General features: G+C 65.7%; 21 protein-coding genes and 1 tRNA gene. 8 read left to right on the forward strand and 14 right to left on the reverse strand.

The features are described 5' to 3' along the window. Nucleotides 1-598: 598 nt before the first annotated feature. Nucleotides 599-1,408: an endonuclease/exonuclease/phosphatase family protein gene (locus tag ACIHAD_RS28640; RefSeq protein WP_397358040.1), complete on the reverse strand. Its 810-nt coding sequence runs from the start codon at nucleotides 1,406-1,408 to the stop codon at nucleotides 599-601. A 331-nt stretch (nucleotides 1,409-1,739) separates the two neighbouring features. On the opposite strand from ACIHAD_RS28640, the gene proS reads away from it, so the two are divergent. Beyond that, nucleotides 1,740-3,182, forward strand: a complete 1,443-nt coding sequence (gene proS / locus ACIHAD_RS28645) for a proline--tRNA ligase (RefSeq protein ID WP_397357728.1) — start codon at nucleotides 1,740-1,742, stop codon at nucleotides 3,180-3,182. A gap of 342 nt (nucleotides 3,183-3,524) precedes the next feature. Here proS and ACIHAD_RS28650 read toward each other — a convergent pair whose 3' ends face one another. Further along, nucleotides 3,525-4,814, reverse strand: coding sequence for a hypothetical protein (locus tag ACIHAD_RS28650; protein ID WP_397357729.1), 1,290 nt, complete (start codon nucleotides 4,812-4,814; stop codon nucleotides 3,525-3,527). A 345-nt stretch (nucleotides 4,815-5,159) separates the two neighbouring features. Here ACIHAD_RS28650 and ACIHAD_RS28655 point away from each other — a divergent pair, with 345 nt between their 5' ends. The 3 genes from ACIHAD_RS28655 (at nucleotide 5,160) to xerC (ending at nucleotide 6,769) form a co-directional block, all read left to right on the forward strand. Then, complete coding sequence (locus ACIHAD_RS28655; protein ID WP_397357730.1) at nucleotides 5,160-5,444, forward strand: hypothetical protein; 285 nt, start codon at nucleotides 5,160-5,162, stop codon at nucleotides 5,442-5,444. A 246-nt stretch (nucleotides 5,445-5,690) separates the two neighbouring features. Further along, a complete protein-coding gene (locus ACIHAD_RS28660; protein WP_397357731.1) occupies nucleotides 5,691-6,425 on the forward strand; it encodes a GntR family transcriptional regulator in 735 nt (244 codons plus the stop codon). Nucleotides 6,426-6,445: 20 nt separating this feature from the next. Then, nucleotides 6,446-6,769: a tyrosine recombinase XerC gene (gene xerC, locus ACIHAD_RS28665; protein WP_397358041.1), complete on the forward strand. Its 324-nt coding sequence runs from the start codon at nucleotides 6,446-6,448 to the stop codon at nucleotides 6,767-6,769. 105 nt (nucleotides 6,770-6,874) lie between these two features. Here the strand turns inward: xerC and ACIHAD_RS28670 are convergent, their stop codons facing one another. The 4 genes from ACIHAD_RS28670 to rlmB all read right to left on the reverse strand — a co-directional run bounded on the left by ACIHAD_RS28670 (nucleotide 6,875) and on the right by rlmB (nucleotide 11,273). Further along, nucleotides 6,875-9,610: a KGGVGR-motif variant AAA ATPase gene (locus tag ACIHAD_RS28670; protein WP_397357732.1), complete on the reverse strand. Its 2,736-nt coding sequence runs from the start codon at nucleotides 9,608-9,610 to the stop codon at nucleotides 6,875-6,877. Between the two features lie 17 nt (nucleotides 9,611-9,627). After that, on the reverse strand, nucleotides 9,628-9,885 hold the full coding sequence (locus tag ACIHAD_RS28675) for a hypothetical protein (protein ID WP_397357733.1): 258 nt from the start codon (nucleotides 9,883-9,885) through the stop codon (nucleotides 9,628-9,630). A 326-nt stretch (nucleotides 9,886-10,211) separates the two neighbouring features. Continuing rightward, nucleotides 10,212-10,284: transfer RNA gene (locus ACIHAD_RS28680), tRNA-Thr, on the reverse strand. Between the two features lie 20 nt (nucleotides 10,285-10,304). Continuing rightward, entirely contained in the window at nucleotides 10,305-11,273 is a 969-nt protein-coding gene (gene rlmB / locus ACIHAD_RS28685; RefSeq protein ID WP_397357734.1) for a 23S rRNA (guanosine(2251)-2'-O)-methyltransferase RlmB, read from the reverse strand. Between the two features lie 394 nt (nucleotides 11,274-11,667). Between rlmB and ACIHAD_RS28690 the strand changes: the two genes are divergently transcribed. Both ACIHAD_RS28690 and ACIHAD_RS28695 read left to right on the forward strand, forming a co-directional pair. Beyond that, entirely contained in the window at nucleotides 11,668-12,342 is a 675-nt protein-coding gene (locus tag ACIHAD_RS28690; RefSeq protein WP_397357735.1) for a class I SAM-dependent DNA methyltransferase, read from the forward strand. A gap of 292 nt (nucleotides 12,343-12,634) precedes the next feature. Then, nucleotides 12,635-12,967 (forward strand): NIPSNAP family protein, encoded by a 333-nt coding sequence (locus ACIHAD_RS28695; protein WP_397357736.1) that lies wholly within the window; start codon nucleotides 12,635-12,637, stop codon nucleotides 12,965-12,967. Between the two features lie 60 nt (nucleotides 12,968-13,027). Here ACIHAD_RS28695 and cysS read toward each other — a convergent pair whose 3' ends face one another. Together cysS and ACIHAD_RS28705 are read right to left on the reverse strand one after the other, a co-directional pair. Continuing rightward, nucleotides 13,028-14,419, reverse strand: coding sequence for a cysteine--tRNA ligase (gene cysS, locus ACIHAD_RS28700; RefSeq protein WP_397357737.1), 1,392 nt, complete (start codon nucleotides 14,417-14,419; stop codon nucleotides 13,028-13,030). Between the two features lie 43 nt (nucleotides 14,420-14,462). Next, the gene (locus ACIHAD_RS28705; protein ID WP_397357738.1) at nucleotides 14,463-14,879 is read right to left on the reverse strand and encodes a PPOX class F420-dependent oxidoreductase; all 417 of its coding nucleotides are present in this window, start codon (nucleotides 14,877-14,879) and stop codon (nucleotides 14,463-14,465) included. Nucleotides 14,880-14,908: 29 nt separating this feature from the next. Between ACIHAD_RS28705 and ACIHAD_RS28710 the strand changes: the two genes are divergently transcribed. Then, on the forward strand, nucleotides 14,909-15,877 hold the full coding sequence (locus tag ACIHAD_RS28710) for a DUF2637 domain-containing protein (RefSeq protein WP_397357739.1): 969 nt from the start codon (nucleotides 14,909-14,911) through the stop codon (nucleotides 15,875-15,877). Between the two features lie 110 nt (nucleotides 15,878-15,987). Here the strand turns inward: ACIHAD_RS28710 and ACIHAD_RS28715 are convergent, their stop codons facing one another. The 4 genes from ACIHAD_RS28715 to ACIHAD_RS28730 form a co-directional block, all read right to left on the reverse strand. Continuing rightward, nucleotides 15,988-16,257: a GlsB/YeaQ/YmgE family stress response membrane protein gene (locus tag ACIHAD_RS28715; protein WP_352355438.1), complete on the reverse strand. Its 270-nt coding sequence runs from the start codon at nucleotides 16,255-16,257 to the stop codon at nucleotides 15,988-15,990. A 98-nt stretch (nucleotides 16,258-16,355) separates the two neighbouring features. Continuing rightward, nucleotides 16,356-16,643, reverse strand: coding sequence for a GlsB/YeaQ/YmgE family stress response membrane protein (locus tag ACIHAD_RS28720; protein WP_397357740.1), 288 nt, complete (start codon nucleotides 16,641-16,643; stop codon nucleotides 16,356-16,358). A 184-nt stretch (nucleotides 16,644-16,827) separates the two neighbouring features. Continuing rightward, nucleotides 16,828-17,298 carry a 2-C-methyl-D-erythritol 2,4-cyclodiphosphate synthase gene (ispF, locus tag ACIHAD_RS28725; RefSeq protein ID WP_397357741.1) on the reverse strand — a complete coding sequence of 157 codons (471 nt, stop codon included), beginning with the start codon at nucleotides 17,296-17,298 and terminating at the stop codon, nucleotides 16,828-16,830. 17 nt (nucleotides 17,299-17,315) lie between these two features. Next, nucleotides 17,316-17,798, reverse strand: a complete 483-nt coding sequence (locus ACIHAD_RS28730) for a CarD family transcriptional regulator (RefSeq protein WP_043624891.1) — start codon at nucleotides 17,796-17,798, stop codon at nucleotides 17,316-17,318. 250 nt (nucleotides 17,799-18,048) lie between these two features. On the opposite strand from ACIHAD_RS28730, the gene ACIHAD_RS28735 reads away from it, so the two are divergent. Continuing rightward, on the forward strand, nucleotides 18,049-18,630 hold the full coding sequence (locus ACIHAD_RS28735; protein ID WP_397357742.1) for a copper chaperone PCu(A)C: 582 nt from the start codon (nucleotides 18,049-18,051) through the stop codon (nucleotides 18,628-18,630). A gap of 55 nt (nucleotides 18,631-18,685) precedes the next feature. Here the strand turns inward: ACIHAD_RS28735 and ACIHAD_RS28740 are convergent, their stop codons facing one another. Both ACIHAD_RS28740 and ACIHAD_RS28745 read right to left on the reverse strand, forming a co-directional pair. Then, nucleotides 18,686-19,378: a response regulator transcription factor gene (locus ACIHAD_RS28740; RefSeq protein WP_357706242.1), complete on the reverse strand. Its 693-nt coding sequence runs from the start codon at nucleotides 19,376-19,378 to the stop codon at nucleotides 18,686-18,688. After that, nucleotides 19,375-20,547, reverse strand: coding sequence for a sensor histidine kinase (locus ACIHAD_RS28745; RefSeq protein WP_397358042.1), 1,173 nt, complete (start codon nucleotides 20,545-20,547; stop codon nucleotides 19,375-19,377). Before ACIHAD_RS28745 ends, ACIHAD_RS28740 begins: the two co-directional genes overlap by 4 nt. Nucleotides 20,548-20,606: the final 59 nt, after the last annotated feature.

Here is a 20,606-nt window from a genome sequence, read left to right on the forward strand (position 1 = left end):
AGGCATATCCGCCCGCGTCACCAGCCTCCGCTCCGTTGACCTGCACTTTCAGCTCGGGACGGACTCCAGAACCCCCGAATTGCGCGGAACGCAGGGCCGTACTCAGTCTCCATGAGAGCCTGGTCACCCTGGCCCCCATCAAGCCACGAAGACCAGCACATCTTCGATTAGCCGCGGTAGCTGTGAAACATTGGTGCACAAGATCGAAAAGGCCCTCTCCCGATCACGGGAAAGGGCCTTCTACCTGCAGAGCCGACGAGGGGAATCGAACCCCTGACCTTCTGTTTACAAGGTCCCCAAACGATCTTCAGGGCCGTTCAGGTCCGTTCGTGGGGCCAGTAGGAGGTCGCCTCGCCGTTCAGACTCGTACGGCTCAGTTCATGATCGTCCGTTCGGGTGGCTCCCCACGTGGCTCCCAAACCGGGGCCGCCGTCCCGGCCGAGATCGCCCGTGTGCACTGAGCTGTTTTCATCCTCGGTGGACCCATGAAAGAGCCTCAGTGAGGGCGTATCCCAATTCGTCCCTGGCCGGCAGCGTGGATGCGCAAAATTCGGGTTTCGCTGGTAGGGCATGACGAACAACCTGGTGCTGGGCCGGCTCAGCGTGGTGCAGGCGGCGTTGAGCCTGCTCTCACCCAGGCGTGCAGCGGGACGTGATCAGACCACGTGCTCCGGGCATAATCGACGAAGCATTTCCGTACGCGGCCCTCACCGGCGAACACGTAATCAATCTTCCGCTTGCGGGTCACGTAGGTCCAGCGCCGGCGCGGGTCGCATTCGTCGCGGCCCTTGTAGGCCGCGGCGGCGTCGCGCGGCACCAGGTTGAGGTCGCCACCGATCACACCCCGGCCGAGCTTGAACAGCTCACGCAACTGGATGTGCCGGTAGGGCCTGCCCTTCTGCCTGTCGTCGTAACTCGATCCCGACGAGAAGTGCGCGGTGCAGAACGCCCGGTCGGCCGTGCAGACGGCGTACCTGCGGGCTCCCCACGGCGGCGAGGTCAGCGGGTGCACGACGAGGTCGGTGTCCGTTCCGGCCACGGCCAGGGTGACGCTCAGCACCCCACGCGGCCTGCCGTTTCTGTCGGGCAGGCACTGGTACGGAGAACCGTCCGAATACATCAGCCCCGCCGACCGGACGCTCCAATTCCGGCCGGTACGGCGTTCGAGCTCGTGTTCCAGGTCGGCGTCGGCGCCCGTGCAGAACTCCTGGAGGAAGACCACGTCCGCCTCGGTCGCCAGCACTGCCACGTGCCAGGCCAGCTCGGCGTTCGAGCGGCGAAAGAGCGCGCACCCGGCGTTGGTGCCCGCACAGACGTTCCACGTCATCACGTGGAGGAGAGGGGGCTGCGCCTGTACGGACAGGTTCGGTAACAACAGCCCGGCGATCACGAGCTGACTGATCATCATCACCGAGATCCCTCCACACATGATCCGAGCCGTCAAAAGACCGCTCAACCGGCATATCTGGCAATCAGGAGCCTATAGGTCTTCATGGGGTCAGACCCGTGCGTACGAGCTGCCGAGAGCCTCTTATGCCAACCCGTCCCGGTTCTCTCCTGCTTGATCAGCCCGATCAGGTTGGAAAAGCCTCACTCATGAGCAGGCACGAGGCCAGGTTGATGTATTGGGCGTCACAGACCCTATGACTGCCGTCTGCTCTCTCTTCCCCGTAGGGAATTGTCGCAAGGCCGTCCTCCACGGGGCCACGAGGACATCCCATGAGCGATATTCTCCGTGCATGGGACGTGATGAACGTGGTGTGACTCCTCAGAATGAGGACTTCTCGGCCTGGTACAACGAGCTGGTTGCCAAGGCGCAGCTCGTTGACAGGGGACCCGCCAAGGGCACCATGGTCATCCGACCGTACGGCTACCGCCTGTGGGAGCTCATCCAAGAGGCACTTGATCGCCGGATCAAGGACACCGGTCATGAGAATGCTTACTTCCCTCTACTGATCCCAGAGAGCTACCTTCGGCGAGAGGCCGATCACGTCGAGGGATTCTCGCCTGAGCTCGCCGTTGTCACTCACGCTGGCGGTAAGGAGCTCGAAGAGCCGCTGGTAGTTCGGCCCACCTCAGAGACAATCATCGGCGAGATGATGGCCAAGTGGGTCTCATCCCATCGAGACCTCCCGCTCCTACTGAATCAGTGGGCTAACGTCGTGCGCTGGGAATTGCGGCCCCGCATGTTCCTGCGCACGACGGAATTCCTCTGGCAAGAGGGTCACACAGCACACGCCGACGAGGCGGACGCCATGCGCGAGACGATGCTGGCGCTCGATCTCTACACGGAGGTTGCGCGAGACATCGCGGCGATCCCAGTAGTACCCGGCGAGAAGACACCTGGGGAGCGGTTCGCCGGCGCAGTCCGTACCTTCACCATCGAGGGCATGATGAGGGACGGCAAGGCGCTCCAAGCTGGAACCTCCCACTACATGGGCACGAATTTCGCCAAAGCCTTCGACATCCAGTACACCTCCGAAGCCGGTCGTCTCGAACTGTGTCACACCACCTCATGGGGCATGTCGACCAGAATGATCGGCGGCGTCATCATGACCCACGGCGACGACAAGGGCCTGGTCCTCCCACCCAGACTCGCCCCCTATCAAGTGGTAATCGTGCCGATTGGACGTGGCGATCAGGGTGCGCAGACCTCAGCTGCGGCGCTGGAGCTTGCAGGGCGACTTAAGGCGGCCGGTATACGCACCCATGTCGATGATCGCGCACAGCTTTCGCCTGGCTTCCGGTTCAATGACTGGGAGCTGCGCGGCGTTCCTATCCGGCTGGAACTCGGTCCGCGTGATCTTGAGGCTGGCACTGTAGTGATGGCCAAGAGGCTGGGCGACGAAGGCAAACAAAGCATCTCGCTGTCTTCTGCACCGGAGCTCATTCCTGGCGTACTGGAGGAGTTCCAAGCCTTCCTCCTTCAGCGGGCTACCGAATACCGCGACAGTCACACCATGAGAGTGGACACCTGGGACGCCTTCACGGAGGCGGTGGCATCGGGATGGGCGTTGGTCTTGCACTGCGGCAGACCCGCCTGTGAGGACGACATCAAGGCCAAGGTCGCAGCAACTCCGCGCTGCATTCCGCTCGACGGTACTCCGGAGACCGGATGGTGCGTGCATTGCGGTGAAGCATCGGCATATGGCAAGCGTGTCATCTTTGGGCGGGCTTACTGATCACGGTTACCACGATGCTCCGTGAGCCGGGGCTGAGGAACGAAGTCCCGGATCGTCGATCGCCCCCAGGCACGTACGGCGTCCAGCCATGCAGTGGCGATCGTAGGGCTGCATCTGTGCGGCGGCGCGGCAACCCCGGCCGGAGCGTTCGGTCAGTACGGCGGGGCCGGCGTGCGGTGCCCGGCCCGGTGTCCCGCCGCCGTCCGGGACCGACCCCCAGGCCGCACGCCCGGACGGCGGGCGGGCGGAGGGCCGGGGGTACGGCGGCGCGCCGCGCCGCCGCTTGATCCCTAAAAGAACAACTCGGCAATTCGGCAAACCGCAAGTACACCCGCGTTGCGCTCAGTCGAGCAGTTCAGGACGGCGGCTGGTCAGCGCTCTCCGGGCGGTTACGAAGCGTTCGTGGAACTCTTCGGCAAGGGCTTCTTGCCGGTAGCACTGTCGGAGGATGCGGTCGAGATCTCCGGCACGGTTCACGAGGTCGGTGAGTGATCGGCGGTCGATGTCGAATGCGGCCAGGCCCTCGTCGACCGCTGCGTCGAGTTCGCCCCGGCGGGCGTGGACGATGCCGAGATCGATGTGTGCGTCGGCGACTCGCATGGGGGCGTTGGAGGTGCCGTCCGGGCGGGTGTGCATCTGGATGGTTTCGCGGGCGTGTTCTTCGGCGCGGTCGTCGTCGGCGAGCCAGGTGTAGCAGGTGGCGGCGTAGAAGACCCACTTGGCGTGGTCGAAGACGAAGTGGTGGTCTGGGTGGTCGGGCATGGGCAGGCTGCTGAGGACTTCGGCTCCGCGAGTCAGGGCACGGTCGGCTTCCCGGCGCTCTCCGATGCGGGCCAAGCCACGGGCTTCTTGGAGAGTGAGTTGGACCATGGCGCTGCTGGTGCCGGCGACAGCCTGGCCCATGCGGGAAGCGGTCACGACATCTTCGTAGCGGCCTTCGACCAGAGCGAACCACGCTGACATCTCGTGTGCCCAGCCCATGAGTTCGCCGTGTCCGACCTGGCGGCCCATCTCGAACGCGGCCCGTCGAGCTGTCTCGGCCTCTTCCCTCTCACCCAAGTCATAGTGAACGCATCCCAGTAGCGCGGTCAGCCATCCAGTGATCACGAGCAGTTCGCGATGCTGATCGAGGGTGAGGCGTCCGGCCAGGAGGTGGTTGATCTGGGCGAGGCGCTTTTGGGTGCGGTCACGGAGCGTGCCAGCGGGCACGACCGGATAGGCGCGGCACAGAAGATCGACGGCTTCGGCAAGGGCCTCCAGGGTGCCGGTTCCGACGTCGGATGCCTGGAGTTGCTGGGCGAGTTCCATTGTCCCGTAGAGATCGGCTTCGGCTCGTAGTGCGTCGGCTGGGATGACGCGAGCTTCGATGAGGCGGCTGTCGTTCTGCCTTCCCCGGAAGAACCCGAGTGCTTCCGGTTCCAGTCCGGTCAGCTGCGTCAGGGCGAGTCGGTAGGGCGTGCGAGGCCATCGGACTTCGCCGGCCTCCCAGCGGCGGACCCGTTCCTCGTCACACGTCAGGTGTTCGGCGATACCTACCGGCGTGGCATTGATGCGGTCGGCCATGTCCGCGCGGGTGAGCCTGTGTTCGTTGCGCCAGGCACGTAGCCGCACGTTCGGGATGTAGTCGGGCATCTGCGGGTCTTCCTCCCGGCTGGGGGCTCGAAAGGGGAAACAAGGGGGCCGTTCAGGGGCCCTGCAGAAACGCGGTTGCCGGTGGACTTGTCATCAAGCAACCACGGTACGTCACGCGGCCTCCCGCCACAGGGAACGCCGGATGAACGAGGAGATGGCGACGGTGACCCGGCCAGACGAGACAAGCAAGACGTCGTGCTGCCCCGCCTGCCGGGGACGCGGGATCAAGCTGCGTGACTCACGCCGTGCGCTCCTCATCGGCGATGACGACGGAGATCAGACCTTGAGTGAGGAGCGGGAGTGTCTCGACTGCCTCGGAAGCGGCCGGGCCGAAGGGAGCGTGAAATGAATTCGATCATGCAGGCGGTGAACGCAGGCTTCGCGCAGGACCAGGACGAGGGCATCATGCTTGTCCGGCTGCGCGACCGGCTCACGAACCTCGGCGTGAACGCCGAGCTGCGCGACAACAACAGCGCGCTTCTGGTGCACAGGCCGGTGGAAGGGCTGCCGGTGTGGGTGTTCGTCGGGTACGGCGGCGCCTACCACTCCTGGCAGAACGCCGAGAAGCGGCATCCGACCAGCGACCCGGAGGGGGCGGCGAACGTCCTGGCTGAGTACGTCGCCAGGTGATGACGGGCACGGCGAGGCAGGGGTGATCCCTTCCAAAGGGGGGTGAGGGTCATCATCTGGTCTCGCCGTGCCTCAGCCGGCAGGCAGTTGCAGTGGCGTCCCCCGCGGCACCCTTCCCAGCCCGGTCGCTGCGCTGCCTGCCGGTTCTTCATGTGCGGCGTCCGTTTCGGCGAACCACGTGGACAGTCGGCGGCAAGCCGGTTACGCTCAAACTTGGTAAAATAACCTGTCGGCTGTTGGACGGTCATGATGTCGCTAGAGTCCGTGCCGCCTAAGTATGCGCAGCTTGCGCAGACTCTCCAGAGGCGCATCGAGTCGGGAGACTACCCACCGGGCACGCTCCTGCCGAGCGAGAACCAGCTCATCCAAGAGTTCAGCGTCTCCCGTCCCACCGTTGTCGCCGCCCTCCGCGTGCTGCGCGAGCAGGGCTGGATCGAGTCCCAGCAGGGCAAGGGCCGCTTCGTTCGCGGCCGACCGGCGATGGCCTCCGTCGAGCAGAAGCGACCTGGACAGGCGTATCTGACCAAGCCGGAGACCGACGCCACGGGTGAGGTCGTCGAATTGGGCGCGGTGACCGCCCCCAATCGGATCAGCGCTCTGCTCGATCTCCAGCCCAAGAGCAAGACCTTCGTACGGCGGCGTCTGATCACACGGGACAGCGAGCCGACCGAGTTGGTGTCGCTCTGGCTGCCGTTGGAGCTATCCGAAGGAACGGATCTCACCAGCGGGGAACCCTTGAGACAGGGCTTGCGGGAACACCTCCAGGCGCGCAAGGGCGTCCGCTTCGACCACATCGTGGAGCAGATCACCGCCCGCATGCCCTCGGCCGACGAGGCCAAGCAGCTCGCGATGCCGAAGAACCAACCGCTCCTGGCCGTCTTCGGCGCGGTACGAGACGCCTCTGGCCGGCCCTTGGTAGTGGTAGAGGTTCTGCTGCCCGCCGACCGACACGAGCTAGAGGACGCCTACCCGGTTTCCTAGCATCCGGGCACCCCTGCCGCCTGGCCCGCGAAAAGGCCAGCGACAAGTGGAAGGACTCAGACCTGGTGTTCACCACGAGATACGGCACGCCCATCGAGCCAGGAAACCTCAACCGCGCCTTCGAGGCCCACTGCAAGAACGCCGGTGTCCCGCGCATCCGCTTCCATGACACCCGGCACACCTGCGCCTCGCTCCTGGCCGCCCTCGACGTCCATCCGCGCGTGGCCATGCGCATCCTCAGACATTCGCAGATCTCTGTAACGATGAACGTCTACACGCAGATCCCCAGCCCTGAAACTCGTAAGGCTCTCAAGCGGCTAGGTGCCCGCTTGACTAGCGAGTGAGACAATCAAGCGTCGACCAATAGCAGTAACCCCTCTGGCCCGTTGATCGGTATCCCCCCTGACATCCCTCAGCGGGCACCGATTACGACAAGTTTCTCGCTACCACTAGCCACGTGACAGAACTTTAGCTCTGCGCTCACTACCGAAGCCCAAGCCATGCCTGTAGATTTCTGGGACCCAGTAACGGCCATCGGCGCCTCTCTCAAAAACACCAGCCGATACAAGGAAATCCGCATCTTCGGTGGTAAGATCAACCTCCTCCAGCACAAAAGGAACTGTTACTGGGCTTTTGAGCAGCTGTAGTTTAGTGAGAAGCTCGCCCACTTCCTGGTTTTCCGCCTGGATAGATTCGATCTTATTCTTGCTACATGCCAGCAACGCCTTGCGCATTGCGCTAGGAATGAGTACGCGGTCTTCGTAGGCACCTTGAGAAATGGACAGGCGTGCCGCCTCCGCAAGGAATACCACCACGTCTCTGGCTTGCACTTGGCCGTTGTAGTCTCCGAGAGCTGCTGGCACCCAAAGATGAGAACGAGCTTCCTTCGACTTCTTAGTTCCCATCTTCCAGCCCCAAACCTGTATGAGCTTCTCCACTACATCATCGTGAGAAAGCTCAGTGATCTGATCTACGGGTACCTTCAAGGGGAGGGCATCTGCATAAGCTGCCACCCAGAGAGCTAGCCGCAGCGCCTCCTCCTTATCCCATCGCAGGGCATAGGAATCGTATCGACTCAAGAGCTGACCACTGTTTTGCCGCACAGCTCGACTGACCAGGTCCTGGCGCACAAAAATCACAAGCCCGAATGGCCGACCCCGCAGAGAGCGCAGCCAGTTAAGGACGTCCACCAGCAAAACACGTAGGGCCGTTCGCTTTACGTCGCTATCAAGGGTTTGAAGCAGGTCCTCTAGTCCATCAATAACGAATACGGCTGGCGCCTGCTTCGCGAGTTCCGTCAGAGCGGTCTCTACTCCAGTGTTGACATCTGGCACGATACCCGCCGCAGCCGCGAGGCATTCGAGCCAGAGGCGCCGCCACGCCAGATCATCCGCTCCGAGCGTTGCAAGCCCATGCTTCAGCCGGTCACGAATGTCTTGACCACTGTCGGGTACCGAAACTTGCCCAAAATGATTGCGAGCAAACTCCTCTCGTAGCTGCTGCGGCGTCAGATCACCATATTCTAGATTGTCTGACTCAAGGACTGGGATCACGGGCGCTGATAGGCGAACTCCCGCAATACCCGACCGCTCTGCAAAGGAAGACCAGGTTCGAGCTACGCATGCCTTCGAGTATAGAAAGGTCTTACCAGCACCCTTCGCCCCTACCACTAGCACCAAAGGGGGCTCCGTACGATGATCGCTCAGTAGCCGACGAAGCGGATCGGTCACTAGGCAACCGCCGGCCGATGATAGCCCCTTGCGTTCCGCGTATATGAGTTGCTTTGCAGTTTCTGCAAGCTTTCGACGCAACGACTCCAAGTCCGCCCCACCCGATGCCTCATTCCCCTTGGCCGAAGATGAGGGTGTTGGGATGATTGATTCCAACGTATCGGCTATACCGCAATGCTCCAGCACACGAAGGACTGGCTCCCATGAGGCAGGCAGAGCAAGGAGTTCTTCACGGAAAGGACTCAGGATGGGTCTCGACAGGACCCCTGTATCCACTTGCGAGGTCTCATCGACGACCTCTTCACCGCCAGCACCTTCTCTAAGCGCAACAGACAATGCGTCGCCGAGCCTAAGACAGGCATCCTCAACCTGAGCCCCATGCGCATCCTGTCGGTACTGAGTAATTATTATCGAGCTCGCCGGATCCGTCCCTTTCAAAGTGGGTGCACGGTGTCCTACTTGCCGAACCAGCATCTCAGTACCAGTGAGGGATTGATCACTGATGGTGGTAACGAAAATCCGCTGCACTCGAGGATCCAGCAGAATTGGAGCCGACAATTCAGACGCCCCTGCACGAAGATCCACAATAACGGTATCGGCCCCCACGCGAACGGCTAGAGCCGCCAGCGCCTCTGTCAAGAAGTACGGCGACCGCCCTGGCGTTAGAAGATCTGTTGGCTCAATCCGCGGAGGGCCAAGAAGAAGTCGACGGGTCGACGGCACTACCGTCAAGCTGCCTTCGCCTACATAATGGCCAACCTGCTGATTCGGTAGATATTCTGCTGCAATATCAACCGCTTCCGAATAACCACCGTCTTCCGCACTCTGCAAGAGGGCCAAAAAGTCTTCGTAGCTGAAGTCCAACTGCCCACCTTGAGCCTTGTGCATCCAAGTTATGCCGGGGGCTTCAAGATCAGCGTCAATCAAAATCGTCTTACCGCCACGCCTTGCTACCACATCTGCCATGGCGACGGCATGAAGAGTCCGACCAACCCCTCCCTTAAAGGAGTGAAAGGCTAGCAGTTGCACGTCACCTGCGAATCGATCGCTGGGCGGCCGCTGGAATGGTTGGGCCATCTGTCGCGAAACGTGCTTTTCGCGCAGCAAGGGAATACGACGGGCCCGCTGCTCGTCGCTCGATTCGAAGTTTAGAGTGACAGGGAGGCCGACAAATGTCTCGGTGCGCGGATCATCAAGACGCAGCACAAGGACTCCGTCTCTCCATTCGGTGGAGCCCGCGCCGAACGCTTGGTCGAGCCAGCACTTCACATCTTGCGCATGCGTGCCAACAAGTACGACCACTTCTAGTGCGTCCCACCAGCCGTCTACGGCCAGGAGCCACTGAGGCCACTCGCCCATCCTCGCGAGCAAAGCGAGGTGCTCTTCAACATCGACCCATGTGAAGAGATGCTCAGGCGGCTGAACAGTATTTTCTGGGCCCACCATCTCAGCCATCGCCATGTCTTCCTTCCTCAGTCCTGCTCACACCAAGTGATCAATGCACGAAGGGCGGCTTGAGCTTCCTGTTCATCCTTATCCTCCAGTTTTGCACCATAGCGCCATACTTGGTGTAATTCACTGAAAGCCACAGAGTTCTGCGTGGCCAGACGGCAGGTCTGAACTCTGTCGAGATGATCTCCGAGTGTTCGCGGCATGCCGAGATCTTTGGCTAGCTTCCGCAGATCGTGCGTGGTCTCCACTGCGGAGGAGTCACGATGCGCTCCTCGCACGAGGATCCTCTCCTTCAGGCCGCACTCTGCGGCATAGAAGAGCAGCAGACATACGGTTGCCGAGTCTCCGGTCCTCTCCAACTCGTCAGCGCTCTGACGTAGCTGCACCCGTCGCTTTAGCAGCGCCTTTGTGCCCACATGGACTACCACCACAACATCATGTCACTCGTGGCCTCCGGCTGCAGCACGGCAAACGCGGTTCATACCCTGGAACGTTTGGTCCAAGCGCCGCGTGAAACCGAGTCGCGGATCCGGTTGCTGTACAGGTCCGCTGTACAACCGCGCAAAGGCCCCTCCCATGTGCCGGAAGGGGCCTTTGAGCTGCGAGCCGACGAGGGGAATCGAACCCCTGACCTTCTGTTTACAAGACAGATGCTCTGCCGATTGAGCTACGTCGGCACGGCCTACCAGTGTAGACGCTAGCGGCGCCTGTGACGAGCGACCTCGTACAGTGCCACACCGGCGGCGACTCCTGCGTTGAGGGACTCCGCCGCAGCTTGCATGGGGATGCGTACGACCACGTCACACTGCTCCCGCACCAGCCGCCCGAGCCCCTTGCCCTCGGAGCCCACCACGACCACCAGCGGCTCAGCGAGAAGGTCGGCGTCGCCGATGTCGATCTTTCCGGCGCCGTCGAGGCCGACGATGAAGAGCCCGGCTTCGCGGTATTCGCGCAGGGCGGCCGTCAGGTTGGAGGCACGGGCGACGCGGAGCGAGGCGAGGGTGCCGGCCGACGTCTTCCATGCGCCGCCCGTCACACCGGCCGCGCGGCGGGACGGGATGAGCAGGCCATGCGCGCCGAAAGCGGTCGCGGAACGGGCGATGGCCCCCAGGTTGCGCGGGTCGGTGACCGAGTCGAGCGCCACGATCAGCGGGACCTCGGCCGCGTCCTGGGCGAGTTGGACCAGCTCGGACGGGTGAGCGTAGTCGTAGGCCGGGATCTGGAGCGCGATGCCCTGGTGGACGGCGCCCTCCGTCAGCCGGTCGAGCTTGTCGCGGGTGACCTCGAGCAGCGCGACGCCGCGTTCCGCTGCGATCTTGATGGAGTCGCGTACGCGGTCGTCGTTCTCGACGCGCTGAGCGACGTAGAGGGCGTTGGCCGGTACTCCGGCCTGCAGCGCCTCCAGCACCGGGTTGCGTCCGCCGACGTATTCGGGGGCGTCCTCGGAACGCCTCTGCCGGGCCGGGCCGCTGCCCGGACGGCGCGTCTCGCCGCGCTCCTCCCTGGCGATGCGCTCGCCCCTGGCCTTGTCCTTGTACCAGTGACGCATCTCGGCAGGCGGCGTCGCGCCCCTGCCCTCGAGCGACCGGCGCTTCTGGCCCCCGGTGCCCTTGGAGGGGCCCTTCTTCTTCGCGGGCCTGCCCGATGCCCTACCGCCTGCTGCCATGCCATCAAGAGTATCGGCCCGCCGACCCACCCGATCCCGCCGACCATGGCCACCCGACCCCACACTTCGCCGCATGGCCGGGCAGGGCTGCCCCACGGGCTGGGGGCTTCGGCCGTGAGACCGGGGCGGCTTTTCTGGCGGGATGGGGTTGTGGCCATGTGGCTGGCTTGGCTTTCCGGCAGATGAGGTGCTCGGCGGACCCCTACTTTGGCCTTCAAACGCACGCAGCGTTCCGCTCACGGGCCGGCCAAGGCGACTGCCAGCACGACACCTCTTCAGCAACATCGCTCTCCCCTCCTCGACCAGCGCGCGAAACGAGTCCTCAACCACATAAACCCGCACACACCCCACAAGCGCCACCCCTCACCCCGTACGCGAGTTATCGTCCTTGGCCATGACTGAGTCCGCCTACCTCCAAGCCACCCGAACGGCCTACGACACCGTCGCCCCGGACTACGCCGAGCTGCTCAGGGACGAACTCGACACCAAGCCCCTCGACCGGGCCATGCTTGCCGCGTTCGCCGAGCACGTGCAGGGACGGGACGCCGAAGAGGTGGCCGACCTCGGCTGCGGACCGGGCCGCGTCACCGCCTACCTCCACTCCCTCGGGGTGAACGCCTTCGGCATCGACCTGTCCCCGAAGATGATCGACGTCGCCCGCCGGAGCCACCCCGGCCTGCGCTTCGAAGTGGGCTCGATGACCGAGCTGGACCTGGCGGACGCGTCCGTGGCCGGTGCCGTCGCCTGGTACTCGACCGTCCACACCCCGCCGGAGCTGTTGCCGACGGTGTTCGCCGAGATCCACCGGGTCCTGATCCCGGGCGGCCATCTGCTGATCGCGTTCAAGGTCGGCGACGAGCGCCGCCACTTCAGCCAGGGCTACGGCCACAAGCTGTCGCTGGACGTCTACTGGACGCCCCCCGAGCACATCGCCGACCTCCTCGCCAAGGCCGGACTGCCCCTGTACGCCCAGCTCATCCGCGAGCCCGACGAGAGCGAGAAGCCCCGCTCAGGCCCGCAGGCCTTCTTCCTGGCCCACAAACCCGAAGCCCCCGAACCCCGCGCCTAACGGAACAGCGGGACAGCCGGAGAGCGGAGAGCGGAGAGCGGAGAGCGGAGAGCGGAGAGCGGAGAGCGGAGAGCGGAGAGCGGAGGAGCGGAACCCTCCCCACCGTCAAAGCGGCCCCAAAACAGAACCACCCACTGACGAAGGATGTCAGCGACCGCAGGTAACGTCCCAGCCGTCCTCCACGCCCCGGCGCGTCCCCGAACGCGTCCCCGAACGTGTCCCCGAGCGCGTCCCCGAACGTGTCCCCCGAGCGCACCCCCCGAAGACAAGACCTCCCGAAGGAACAGCAGACATGATCCTGGAGATCCGCACCTACCGCCTCAAGCCCGGCACCCGTGACGACTTCCTCCGGGTCATGCGCGACGAAGCCCTCCCACTCCTGGCCAAGGCCGGCATCGACGTGGTCGCCCACGGCGCCTCCCTCGTGGACGAGGACGGCCACGAGGAGGCGTACCTGATCCGCGCGTTCCCCACGAAAGAGACCCGCGACGAGCAGGAGGACGCCTTCTACGGCAGCCCCGAATGGCACCAGGGCCCGCGTGAGGGCATCGTCTCGCGCATCGACGGCTACCACACGATCGTGATCGAGGCGACCGACGCCGCCGTCACGGCCCTGCGCCGCTGACGGGTCCGGATCGACGGCGGGCGCGGAAGGAAGGAGCCCGCCGTCGAGAACCGGCGAAGGTCAGCGGGCCAGCTCCCAGCGGGCCCCGTGCGGCGTGTCCTCGACCGTGATGCCCGCCGCGGCGAGCTGGTCGCGGATCGCGTCCGCCGCCGCGTAGTCCTTACGGGCCCGCGCGGCCTTGCGCTGCTCCAGGGCCACCGCCACCAGCGCGTCGACCACCGGCGACAGGTCGGAGCCGCCGCCGCGCCACTGCGGCGAACGCGGGTCGAGGCCGAGCACGTCGAGCATGTTCTGGGTCTCGGCGAGGAGCCGTGCGATGGCTTCCTTGTCGCCCCGCGACAGCGCCACGTTGCCCTCGCGCACCACCTCGTGCACCACGGCGAGCGCCTGCGGCGTGCCGAGGTCGTCGTCGAGCGCGTCGGCGAACGCCTGCGGAAGGGGCGCGTCGGCGTCGACGTCGTGGATCACCTCGGCGGCGCGGGTGACGAAGCCCTCGATCCGCTGGTACGCCGCCGCGGCCTCCAGCAACGCCTCCTCGGAGTACTCGATCGAGGAGCGGTAGTGCGGCGCGGCCAGGTAGTAGCGCAGCTCCACGGGCCGCACCTTCTGCACCATCTCGGGGATCAGCAGCGAGTTGCCGAGCGACTTGCTCATCTTCTCGGCGCCGATCTTGAGCATGCCGTTGTGCATCCAGTAGCGGGCGAAGCCGTCGCCGGCCGCCTGCGACTGGGCGATCTCGTTCTCGTGGTGCGGGAAGATCAGGTCGATGCCGCCGCCGTGGATGTCGAACGTCGGCCCGAGGTACTTGGTGGCCATCGCCGAGCACTCCAGGTGCCAGCCGGGACGCCCGAGCCCCCACGGCGTGGGCCAGGTCGGCTCGCCCGGCTTGGCGCCCTTCCACAGGGCGAAGTCGCGGGGGTCGCGCTTGCACGTCTCGTCGTCGGTGTCGGCCGCGGCCCGCATGTTCTCCAGCTTCTGGTTGGAGAGCTTGCCGTAGTGGTCGGCGTAGGACTGGACGCTGAAGTAGACGTCGCCGCCCGAGGCGTAGGCGTGGCCGCGCTCGATCAGCCGTTCCATCAGCGTGATCATCTCGGGCACGTGGCCGGTCGCCCGCGGCTCGACGGTGGGCGGCAGGCAGCCGAGCGTGTCGTACGCCCAGGTGAAGGCCCGCTGGTTGCGCTCGGCGACCACGAACCAGGGCACGGACTCCGCGGCCGACACCCTGATGATCTTGTCATCGATGTCGGTGACGTTGCGGCAGAACGTCACGTCGTATCCGGAACGCGTGAGCCAGCGCCTGAGCACGTCGAAGTTCACGCCCGAGCGGATGTGCCCGATGTGCGGAGGAGCCTGCACGGTCGCCCCACACAGGTAGATCGACGCCCGGCCGGCTTCGACCGGAACGAATTCACGGGTGGCGCGCGTACTGGTGTCGTAGATGTGCAGGCTCACGAAGGCAAGGCTAACGCCTCGGAGGCCCTTGTAGGCCGATTACTCAGCCTCGCACCGTGACCTTGTCCGGACGGATCCGGATGATCAATCGCTCGGTGCCCGGCTTGTCCTCCCAAGGGCCGCCTGTGTACTTCAGGGCGAGCTCCTGGATCAGCGCGCCCTCGGAGTCCTCCTCGATCGTCACCCGGCCGCGCACCTCCAGGTAGCGGTAGGGGTTGCCGGGGTCGATGACCAGCAGGCTCGTACGCGGGTCACGCTCGAAGTTCCGCGGCTTCACCCGCCCCCGGACGGTCGAGAACAGCACCTCGTCGCCGTCCGTGCGCACCCACACCACGGTCGACTGCGGTCCGCCATCGGGGTTGATACTGGTCACCGTCGCATGGTTCGGGGCATCAAGGAGTTCGCGCGCTTCTTCCGGCAGCTCGGGCATCTGTCTCCCTCGATCGGTCTTGATCCCCATTCTTCTGTAGTCTCGAAGGCGCCATGGACGTGACTCCCCCCTCTACGCTCCGTCGCCTGGGCATCGCCCTGGCGGGGCTCGCGGTGGCCGCTCTCACCGGAGCCGCCTGCGCGCTGTCCTTCGACGATCTGCGTGCGCTGGCCATCACCGGCGAGGCGCGGCAGGACCTCGCCTTCCTCTACCCGGCCGCCTTCGACGCGCTGCTCGTGGTCGCGCTGCTCGGCGTGCTGCTGCTGCGCCACGCCCGGCCCCTGGTGCGCGCGCAGGCCGCCACCGTGCTGGTCCTGCTCATCGTGGCCGCCGCGGCGGCCAACGTGGCGACCGCGCTGCGGTTCGCCTTCGACGCGCGCCAGGTGGCCGTGGGCGTGGCACTGGCCCCCTGGGTCATGCTGGCCCTGGCCCTGTGGCTCTGGCTGCTGCTGATCAAGCACGTTCAGGCCCACCGGGGTGCGGCGCACGAGGAGGACGACGACGACCTCGTGCCCTTCCATCCGGGCCGGGCGGCCGACACGCCGCCGCCGCTCGTGACGGAGGCGCCCCCGCCCGTGCTGGAGTCCACGCCGCTGGTCGGGCCCACGGCCGCGCCGGAGACGCCGCCGGTCTCGGCCCACGTGTCCGAGTGGCAGGCCGTACCGCAAGAGCCGGAGCCCGAACCTGAGCCCGAGCCGGTGCCGGAGCCCGCACCGGAACCCGAGCCGGTCCCGGAGCCCGAACCCGAAACCGAACCCGAACCGGAGCCGCTGAGGCGCCCGGTCCGGTGGGGCGACCGGGTCAAGCCGACCGACGTCCTGGTCCACCCCCGCACCGACAACCGCGACGTCGACACCCAGCCCGTCCCCGTGATCGAGGACGACCGCGGAAACCGTCCGGCCGACGAGCCTGAGGCGCGCCAGAGCGACGCTGAGGACACCGCACCGCACCCGGTGGTCCACGAGGACACCCGGGCCCCGTCCGGCCGCCTGCGCAGCACTCCGCGCCCGCCGGACCCCGAGGAATGAGCCGCCGCGCCGGGAAACGATCCGAAAATTGAGAGGCCCGTCCGGGATGATCCCGGACGGGCCGTTTCGTGTACGTCTATTGCGTCTATCTCGTCTGCCCCGCGAAGGCGCTAGACCCTGGAGCCGCGCCGCAGGCCGGCGACCAGGCCGACACCTACGACCGCCAGGACGACCTGCATCACCAGCTCGATCCAGTCGATGCCGGGGGTCGTCTCGACGCCCAGCACCTGGGCGATGAGGGTGCCCAGCAGGGCGGCGACGATGCCCACGACGATGGTGAGGATCCACCCGATGGCCTGCCTGCCGGGAAGCAGCAGGCGACCGATCGCGCCAATGACGGCGCCAATCACGATGGCGCCAAGGATGGACTGAATGGTCATGACACGAAACCTCCCCGTGAGGGTGAGCCGTTCACTCTCACGGGGTGCTTCGCTACCCGATCGCCGACGATTATGCGCCGGTACGACGAATGAGCAGGTCAGGTCGTGGTTCGTCCGGTGCGTCCGCCACGCCCCGTGCCGAACCGGGTCACCAGGAGCACGCCGATCACAGCCAGCGCGAGCTGGAGTATGTGTTCGATCCAGTCGATGCCCTTGGTGTCGGCCCAGCCGAACGCCTGCGCGATCAGCGTGCCGATCAGCGCGGCCACGATGCCGACGATGAGTGTCAGGCCGATGGACATGTTCTGCCTGCCAGGCACTATCAGCCGGGCCAGCGCACCGACGATGGCGCCGATGACTACCGCGGAAACGATCGCGCCGATCATGTGTAGCTCCCCCCGAGACGTTCACATGTCTTAGATGTGGACATACCCGGCACCTGGGGAAACTACCCCCGGAAGGCGGCGATCCGTACCGCGCCAGTGACGAACCGCCGCCCCCACAGTTGGCGGGTTCGGCGACGACCCGCCGGGACACCCTCACGTATCCCACACATATGACGCGGAACGCCTACGAAAGGTTGGCCACGACAGCCGTCGCGATGGCGGCGATTCCCTCGCCGCGCCCGGTGAGCCCGAGTCCGTCCGTGGTGGTGGCCGAGACGCTCACAGGCGCCCCCACGGCGCCGCTGAGCGCCAGCTCGGCCTCGGTACGCCGAGGAGCCATCTTGGGACGATTGCCGATCACCTGGACGGCCACGTTGCCGATCTCGAAGCCCGCCGCGCGCACCTGGCGGGCGGTCTCCTCCAGCAGGGTGACCCCGGAAGCCCCCGCCCAGCGAGGGTCCGACGTGCCGAACAGCCCGCCCAGATCGCCCAGGCCGGCCGCGGACAGCAGCGCGTCGCAGGCGGCATGCGCGGCGACGTCGCCGTCGGAATGACCGTCGAGCCCGATCTCGGCCGGCCAGTGGAGGCCGGCGAGGCTGAGCTCACGTCCTGAGCTGGCCGAAGCGAACGGGTGGACGTCGACTCCGACGCCCACCCGTGGAAGATTCGTGTTCAGGAGTTGAGAACCTCGTCGAGCAGGGCCTCAGCCTTGTCCTCGTTGGTCTTCTCCGCGAGCGCGAGCTCGCTGACGAGGATCTGACGAGCCTTCGCGAGCATGCGCTTCTCACCCGCTGACAGGCCGCGCTCGCGGTCGCGACGCCAAAGGTCGCGAACCACCTCCGCAACCTTGTTCACATCGCCGGACGCGAGCTTCTCCAGATTCGCCTTGTAACGGCGCGACCAGTTGGTCGGCTCTTCCGTGTGCGGCATCCGAAGAACATCGAATACCCGCTCAAGGCCTTCCTGGCCGACGACGTCGCGCACACCGACGAGTTCCGCGTTTTCTGCTGGCACCTGGACGGTAAGGTCGCCCTTGTCGACCTTGAGCACCAGGTAGGTCTTTTCCTCACCCTTGATGGATCGCTTCGTGATTGCTTCGATCCGAGCAGCCCCATGGTGGGGGTAGACGACAGTGTCGCCGACCTGGAAAGTCATGTGACAAGTACCCCTTCCGCTGTACTCCAGGGTACCACGCGTCCACAGCCTCCCGGAACAGTGAAATCCTCATAACTGCAGGTCAAAGCCGCATATTGGGGCTTGACAAGTCCTCGACTGTATGAATCGCATTTCCGGACATAGCGAATGACCTGCGGGGGTGCGGATATGACCATGGATTCAGGTGGATATGGTAGGCGCTGCCCAACACGCATGCGCCTTACCGCGCAAGACCAAGGAGAACCCGCACGTGACCAGCCGTCGCTGGATTGTCGTAGCCGCCGCGTTCTTGGCAGCCCCCGTGCTGGCGGGCTGCGGGGCGGGATTCGACGCCAACACCAACAAGCCGTATGCCCCGAACGAGGCGGTCGCACTCATCGACCAGGGTGCTTATGGCACGCGCGGCATTCACATCCCGCAGGCGTTCATCCTCGGACCCGACTCCGGCGCCCAGCTCGCCTGGCGCGGATCGGCCCCGATCTACCTGAACATCCTCAACACCGCGGGCGCCGCCGACACCCTCCAGGCCGTCTCCGCCGGCTCGGTCGGGTCCGTGAAGGTGGCCACGCCGATCCAGCTTCCCCCCAACCAGCTCGTCAACACCGGCAAGCCGCAGCCCCAGCTGATGCTGGAGAGCATCTCCACGAGCCTCAGAGGCGGCGAGAGCGTCCGCCTGGACCTCCAGTTCGCCAACGCCGGGACAGTGTCCCTGACCGTCCCTGTGGTCACGCGCAGCCGTGAGTTCAAGGACTATCCCCCCGCCCCCAACGCCACCCCGGCTCCGACGCCCTCGGCGTCGGCCACCCCCGAGGCCACCGAAGAGGCCCACTGACGGCATGAAAAAACCCTTGTTCTGGTACGGACCCACGTACCAGAACAAGGGTTGTTCACTCCTCGGCGGCGTCGAACTTGTAGCCCAGGCCGCGCACGGTGAGGATGCAGCGCGGGTTGGACGGGTCCGCCTCGATCTTGGCGCGCAGGCGCTTGACGTGGACGTCGAGCGTCTTGGTGTCGCCCACGTAGTCGGCGCCCCAGACGCGGTCGATGAGCTGGCCGCGGGTGAGCACCCGGCCGGCGTTGCGCAGCAGCACCTCCAGCAGCTCGAACTCCTTCAGCGGCAGCTGCACCTGCTCGCCGCGGACCGCGACGACGTGCCGGTCGACGTCCATGCGCACCGGCCCGACGGCCAGGACGGCCGTCTCCAGCTCCTCCACCACGTCGCCCTGACGGCGCAGCACCGCGCGGATGCGCGCCACCAGCTCCCGCGAGGAGAACGGCTTCGTCACGTAGTCGTCGGCGCCCAGCTCCAGGCCCACGACCTTGTCGATCTCGCTGTCCTTGGCGGTCAGCATGATGACCGGCACCTTCGAGCGCTGCCGCAGCGAGCGGCACACCTCGGTGCCCGGCAGGCCGGGCAGCATCAGGTCGAGCAGGACGAGGTCGGCGCCATTGCGGTCGAACGTGTCGAGCGCCTCGGGACCGGTCGCCGCGACCGACACCTCGAAGCCCTCCTTGCGCAACATGTAGGACAAGGCGTCGGAGAAGGACTCCTCATCCTCAACCACTAGAACTCTGGTCATTTTGCGGTCTCCAGGGGAATCGAGGGTGGTACTGCCACCGCCGTGCCGCCGAAGGCGGGCAGACGGAGGGTGAAGGTGGACCCGGAGCCTTCCTTGCTCCAGACGGACACCTCGCCCGCGTGGGCCGCGGCGACGTGCTTGACGATGGCCAGGCCGAGCCCGGTGCCGCCGGTCGCCCGTGACCTGGCCGCGTCGACGCGGAAGAAGCGCTCGAAGATGCGCTCCAGAGACTCCTCGGGGATGCCGATGCCCTGGTCGCTGACGCTGATCTCGACCGAGTCACCGGCCGGCCGGACGCTGACCACGACCCGCGTGTGCTCGGGACTGTACGCGACGGCGTTGTCGATGAGGTTGCGCAGGGCGGTGACGAGCAGCTCGTCGTCCCCCCAGATGCGCAGGCCCTCGGTGCCGCCGGTGACCAGCGTGATGTCCTTGGCCACGGCCTTGGTGTTGCAGTGGTCGATGGCGTCGTGGACGGCCTCGTCGATGGCGACCTGGCCGGGGGTGGGGATGGGCTCGGCCCCCTGGATCCTGCTCAGCGTGATCAGGTCCTGGACCAGATAGGTGAGCCGGGCGGCCTCGTGCTGCATGCGCCCGGCGAAGCGGGTGACCGCCTCGGGGTCGTCGGCGGCGTCCTGGATGGTCTCGGCCAGCAGGCTCAGCGCGCCCACGGGCGTCTTCAGCTCGTGGCTGACGTTGGCGACGAAGTCGCGGCGCACGGCCTCGACCCTGCGCCGCTCGGTCTGGTCCTCGGCCAGCACCAGCACCTGGCCGTAGGAGCCGAGGGGGGCGACGCGGACGGCGAAGTTCGTCGTCTCCTGGCCGAACTTGTGGCCGGCGACGTCGATCTCGCTCTCGCGGATCTCGCCGTCGCGGCGTACCTGTCTCGCCAGTGCGAGCAGCTCCGCGGCCATCAGCCTGTCGCCCTTGACCAGCCCGAACGCGCGCGCGGCCGAGCTGGCGCGCATCACGCGGTCGTGCGCGTCGAGCACGACGGCGGACGAGGGGAGCACGGCGAGCACGGAGGCCACGCCCTGCGGCAGCGCCGCTCCGGTCTCGACGCCGTCGGCTGGATCGGTCCTCTTCGGAGCCTCGATCTGGTTCCTGTAGAACAGGACCGCCAGTGCTCCCACGACGAACCCGGCCAGGGCCGCGAAGCTCATGGCCATCTCACTCATGCCTTCGATGGTAGGTGGCGAAGTCCAAGGGACAGACCTCTCACCTGCGG

Source organism: Nonomuraea sp. NPDC052265, assembly GCF_044547985.1.
Classification (GTDB): domain Bacteria; phylum Actinomycetota; class Actinomycetes; order Streptosporangiales; family Streptosporangiaceae; genus Nonomuraea.